The following is a 5,049-nucleotide window of genomic DNA, read 5'->3' on the forward strand; positions in this document are numbered from 1 at the left end:
AGGCGCTGCACGGCCGCGAGATGCTGCACCAGGACCTGCGGCCCGAGAACGTGATCATCGACCGCGCCGGCACCGCGCGGCTGATCGACCTCGCCTCGGCCCATGTCGCCGGGCTGGCGGAGGGCCGTGGCCCGCTCGCCGCAAATGTGCAGGGCACGCTGCAGTACATGGCGCCGGAACACCTTCTTGGCGAAGGTGGCAGCCCGCGGTCCGACCTCTTCTCGCTGGCGGCGCTGGGCTACCACATGCTCACCGGCCAGTTGCCCTACGGGCTGGACGCGGCACGCGTGCGCCAGCCCCGGGACCTGCGGCGCCTGCGCTACGTGCCCCTGCGCCATCACCGGCCCGAACTGCCAGTCTGGCTGGACGTGGTGCTACAGAAGGCGCTCAGCCCGCAGCCGGCCCGGCGCCACGATGCCGTGTCCGAATTGCTGCATGAGCTGCGCTCGCCCGCCCCCGAAGTGCGGCACGCGCGAGCCGTGCCGCTGGCGCAGCGAGACCCGGTGCGTTTCTGGCAGGCGGTGGCAGCCGCGCTGTTGGTCGTGGTGGTGGTCCTGGTCAGCCGGCTCGTCCTGCACGCCTGAGCCGCATCGTGGCGCCGGCCCCTGCAGCGATCAGCGCTTGACCACCGCGCGGTAGCTGAAAGCGTCTGCGCGGAAATGCATCTCGGACCAGCACAGCGCCCGGTCCTCCATGTCGTGCGGTGTGAAGCGGATGCGCAGCAGTGGGTCGCCCGCCGCGCACGCCAGTTGCCGTGCGCGCGCGGCACCGGCCAGCACCGCGCCGGCCTCGATGTGCGTGTTGCGCAGGCGAACGCCTAGACGGTCCTCGAGCACGACCATTACGTCGTTGGTCTCGAGGTCTTCGCGCACCAGGGCGTCCATCAGCGCCGGTGTGCCGCTGGTGGTGCCGACCGCCAGTGGTCTGCCATCGACCATCCGGACCAGCGTAACGGTGCGCAGGGCGGTGCCCGCCTCGACACCCAGGGCCTGCGCCTGCAAGGCGGTGGCCAGCGTGTCGCGCACCGAAATGAGCCTGCCCCGCGCCGCCTTGCCCTGCGCGCGCATGTGCTCGTAGAAGCCGGTGAGCGGCCCCAGGTCGGGTCCGTCCGACGGCCGGGTGACGAAGCTGCCCCGGCCATTGACCTTGCGGATCAGCCCACCCGACTCCAGCGACGCGAGTGCCTGCCGCACGGTGATGCGGCTCACGCCGAATTCCGCCTCCAGGGCCGCCTCGGAAGGCAGCTTGCTGCCGGCTGCGAGTTCATTGCGCAGGATGCGGTCGCGCAGGCTCGCCTCAATGCGGGCGAACAGCGGAAGAGCAGCAGGGTCGTTCATGACACCTATCATAACAGGACTAGGGTATGCACCCATTACCTGTTATGACAGCTCGAAGGCATCATGCCGACCACATCGAGGAGACACCCGCCGTGATTGCCCCCGCCCTTCCCCGACGCGGCCTGCTGGCTGGCCTGCTGCTTGCCGCCGCACTGCCTGCACTGGCGCAGAGCTACCCCAACAAGCCCATCCGCGTGATCGTCCCCTACGCACCTGGCGGTGTGGTCGACGTGCAGGCCCGTGCCGTGACCGCGCGCATGGCGGTCGAACTGGGCCAGCCCATCGTGGTCGAGGCCAAGCCGGGCGCCAACGGCAACATCGGGGCCGAGTTCGTGGCGCGGGCACCGGCGGACGGCTACACGCTGCTCGTGTCGGCGCCCTTCCTCATCAACAACCCGCTGCTCGAGGACCACCTGCGCTGGGCGCCCAAGGACTTCGTCCCTGTCGCCCGCTTCACGCTCTCCCCGAGCTACTTCGTGGTGCCCGCGTCGTCGCCCGCGCGCTCGGTGCGCGACTTCGTGGAAATGGCCCGCAAGTCGCCCACCACGCTGCAGTTCGGTGACGGCGGCGTCGGCAGCACCCAGAACATGGCCAACGAGATGTTCAAGATCGCGGCCAACATCCGCCTGGAGGCCGTGACCTACAAAGGTGCGCCACCCATGGTGCCCGACCTGATCAACGGCGCATTCGCCATGGCCATCCTGCCTTCCACCGTGGCCTATCCGCACGTCAAGTCGGGCGCCATCCGCGCGCTGGCCAACATCAGCAGCAACCGCTCTGCGCAACTGCCCGACGTGCCCACCATCGCCGAAGCCGGCTACCCCGAAGTGACCGCACTGTCGTGGTATGCCTTCCATGCGCCGGCCGGCACACCGCCCGCCGTGCTCCAGCGCATCGAGCAGGCAGTGCGCGCCGCGCTGGCCACCGATGAGGTCAAGGAGCGACTGGTCAATGCCGGCGGCGAGGCCGCCTTCCAGGGGCAGGAGGAGTTCCAGGCCTTCCTGAAGTCGGACGCGCAGCGTTGGGAGCGCATGGTCAAGGCGATTCGCAAATGAGCGGGGCCGGTCGCGAGCCTGCGTTCTTCGACGCGCTCGTCGCGCGCCTGCGCCAGTTCATCGACGACGAGGTGATCCCGGCCGAGGACCTCGGCACCGCCCATGATGCGCAGGCCGTCGAGCGCACGGCCGTGCAATTGCGCGCCCGCGCGCAGGCGCTCGGCTTCGGCGCGCCGCGCACGGCGGTCGTCGAGGGTGGACTCGGCCTGAGCTGGGAGCAGTGCTGCATCTGGCTCGAGGAGGCGGGGCGCAGCTTCCTCGGACCGCTGGCGCTGCAGTGCGCGCCGCCGGGCCAGCCCGATCTGGCCGCGCTGGAACAGCTGCTCACGCCCGCGCAGCAAGCCCGATGGCTCGCCCCGCTGCGAGCCGGTCGGCTGCGTTCATGTTTTGCCATGACCGAGCCGCCTCCCGGTGTCGGTTCGGACCCGCGCATGCTGCGCAGCACCGCGGTGCGTGATGGCCAGGGCTGGCGGCTGGACGGCCACAAGTGGTTCATCACGGGCGCTGAAGCGGCCGACGTGGCCATCGTGGTCGCGCGCACCGAGGCGGGGCCGTCCTGGTTCATGGTCGACACCACGACGCCTGGCTTCGAACGGGTGCGCGCCATCCGCACCATCGAGCCCTTTGCGCTGGGTGGTCATGGCGAGATTCGGCTGGCGTGTTGCCGAGTCGGCTCCGACGCCCTGGTCGGCGAGGAAGGTCAGGGCCTGGCCTATGCGCAGTTGCGGCTCGAAGGCGCGCGGCTCTTCCATTGCATGCGCTTCATCGGCCTGGCCTCCCGAGCCATGGCGATGGCACAGGACCATGCCGCCAAGCGCCAGTCGCAGGGCGTGGCCCTGGCGGAGCACCAGATGGTGCAGGCCCATGTGGCCGATGCGCACATCGACCTGTACGCCGCACGGCTCATGACGCGGGAGGTGGCGCGCGACCTGGATGCCGGCCGGTCCATCCGCCACAGCTCCTCGATGGCCAAGGTCTTCGTGTCCGAGGCGGTCTGCCGCGTGGCCGATTCGGCCGTGCAGATCACCGGCGCGTTGGGCGTGTCCGAAGACCTGCCGCTGTCGATGATCCTGCGCATGGTGCGGCCGTTCCGCATCTACGACGGCGCGTCCGAAGTGCACCGCGCCGCCATCGCCCGCCGCGCCTTCGGGCGTCGGCTGCGTCCTTGAGGCGACGGCCTCGCCATCCGACTGTTGCGTCCGCTCCGATCTTCATGACCGACCACGATCCCGCTTTTGCCGACGCCATCCGCGCCTTCGTGCGCGCGCATTTGCCACCCGACATCCGTGCCGCCGTGCGCGCCGGCCATCCAGTTGCCCGGGCGCGAACCATCGCCTGGAACGAGATCCTGGCGCAAGCCGGCTACCTGGTGCCGCATTGGCCCGAGGAATGGGGCGGGCGCGGCTGGTCCGTGGCGCAGCAGCTGGCCTTCGACGAGGTGCTGTGCACTGAAGACGCGCCAGAACTCAACGCCGTGACCTTCGACATGATCGGACCGGTGCTGGTGCGCTACGGGTCGCCTGCGCAGCGCGCGCGCTTCCTGCCGGCCATCGCATCGGGCCGGCAATGGTGGTGCCAGGGCTACTCCGAACCCAATGCCGGCTCGGACCTGGCCGCGCTGGCCACCCGCGCCGTCCGCGAAGGAGACGACTACCTCGTCACCGGCTCAAAGATCTGGACCAGCTACGCCCAGTACGCCGACTGGATGTTCTGCCTGGTGCGCACGGGCCACGAAGGCCGACCGCAGGAAGGCATCAGCTTCCTGCTGCTGGACATGCGATCGCCTGGCGTCACCGTCAGGCCGATCGTGGGCATCCATGGCTGGGTGGTGTTCAACGAAGTGTTCCTCGATGGCGTGCGCGTACCCGTCTCGCAGCGCGTCGGCGAGGAGAACGGGGGCTGGACCATTGCCAAGGCGCTGCTGGAGTTCGAGCGGCTGAAGCTGGCGCGCATCGGCGAGAACAAGCGACGGCGCACCCGTCTACTGGCCGTCACCGAGCCGCGCGGACTCACGCAGGCGCCCTGGTTCCGCGAGCGCTTCGCCATGCTGGAAGCGCGTCTGCTGGCGCTCGAAGCCCATGCCGCGCGCTTTCTGGCACGCGCACAGGCCGGGGAGCGCATCGGCGCGGAAGTCTCCATGCTCAAGCTGCGCGGCAGTCAGCTGATCCAGCTGTGGGAAGAACTGACGGTCGAGGCGCTGGGACCCGAGGCCTGGGCACTGGACGAGCGTGCATTCGGCGGCGCACCGTTGGAGCCGGACGGTCCGCAGGCCCTGCACCAAGCCATCGGCGGCACCGCCTCCTCCCGCCGGTTCCTGTCGCGCGGCTACACCATCGCGGGTGGCTCGAGCGAGATCCAGCACAACATCCTTGCCAAGCAGGTGCTCGGGCTATGACATCCAAGGCTTCGGACGACGCGCTGCGCGAGACGCGCGGCATGCTGGCCGAAAGCGCCCGGCGATTCGCGGAACGTGGCTACGGCGCGGACGTGCGCGCGGCGTCGCTGGCGCATTCCGAAGGCTGCCTGCCCGAGGTATGGGCCAGCGACGCCGCGCGCACGTCCGCGCCGTAGCCACGTTCCGCGAATCGCCGGGCGCTTTCGGCCAGCATGCCGCGCGTCTCGCGCAGCGCGTCGTCCGAAGCCTTGGATGTCATAGC

6 protein-coding genes are annotated in these 5,049 nt (G+C 69.9%); 4 read left to right on the forward strand and 2 right to left on the reverse strand.

Annotation, left to right across the window (positions count from 1 at the left end):
* Positions 1-584, forward strand: a 584-nt coding sequence (locus QZ772_RS11300) for a protein kinase (protein ID WP_295526014.1), incomplete at its 5' end; no start/stop codon positions are given.
* A gap of 30 nt (positions 585-614) precedes the next feature.
* On the opposite strand, the gene QZ772_RS11305 is transcribed toward QZ772_RS11300, so the two are convergent.
* A complete protein-coding gene (locus tag QZ772_RS11305; protein WP_295526017.1) occupies positions 615-1,337 on the reverse strand; it encodes a GntR family transcriptional regulator in 723 nt (240 codons plus the stop codon).
* Positions 1,338-1,429: 92 nt separating this feature from the next.
* Here QZ772_RS11305 and QZ772_RS11310 point away from each other — a divergent pair, with 92 nt between their 5' ends.
* From QZ772_RS11310 to QZ772_RS11320, 3 genes are read left to right on the forward strand one after another with little or no spacing between them, the layout of a single operon-like run.
* Positions 1,430-2,392, forward strand: coding sequence for a tripartite tricarboxylate transporter substrate binding protein (locus QZ772_RS11310; protein WP_295526020.1), 963 nt, complete (start codon positions 1,430-1,432; stop codon positions 2,390-2,392).
* The gene (locus QZ772_RS11315) at positions 2,389-3,561 is read left to right on the forward strand and encodes an acyl-CoA dehydrogenase family protein (RefSeq protein WP_295526023.1); all 1,173 of its coding nucleotides are present in this window, start codon (positions 2,389-2,391) and stop codon (positions 3,559-3,561) included. The genes QZ772_RS11310 and QZ772_RS11315 overlap by 4 nt, the downstream gene beginning before the upstream one ends.
* 44 nt (positions 3,562-3,605) lie before the next feature.
* Positions 3,606-4,787 (forward strand): acyl-CoA dehydrogenase family protein, encoded by a 1,182-nt coding sequence (locus QZ772_RS11320; protein ID WP_295526026.1) that lies wholly within the window; start codon positions 3,606-3,608, stop codon positions 4,785-4,787.
* A 79-nt stretch (positions 4,788-4,866) separates the two neighbouring features.
* Here QZ772_RS11320 and QZ772_RS11325 read toward each other — a convergent pair.
* On the reverse strand, positions 4,867-5,049 hold a 183-nt coding region (locus tag QZ772_RS11325), incomplete at its 5' end, for a hypothetical protein (protein ID WP_295526028.1).

The sequence above is a fragment of the uncultured Pseudacidovorax sp. genome, assembly GCF_913773995.1.
Lineage (GTDB): Bacteria > Pseudomonadota > Gammaproteobacteria > Burkholderiales > Burkholderiaceae_C > Xenophilus.

What these genes read in the sequence shown, in the direction of transcription:
- QZ772_RS11305 (WP_295526017.1), bottom strand. Translation starts at nt 1,337, where the DNA reads ATGAACGACCCTGCTGCTCTTCCGCTGTTCGCCCGCATTGAGGCGAGC.
- QZ772_RS11315 (WP_295526023.1), top strand. Translation starts at nt 2,389, where the DNA reads ATGAGCGGGGCCGGTCGCGAGCCTGCGTTCTTCGACGCGCTCGTCGCG.
- QZ772_RS11320 (WP_295526026.1), top strand. Translation starts at nt 3,606, where the DNA reads ATGACCGACCACGATCCCGCTTTTGCCGACGCCATCCGCGCCTTCGTG.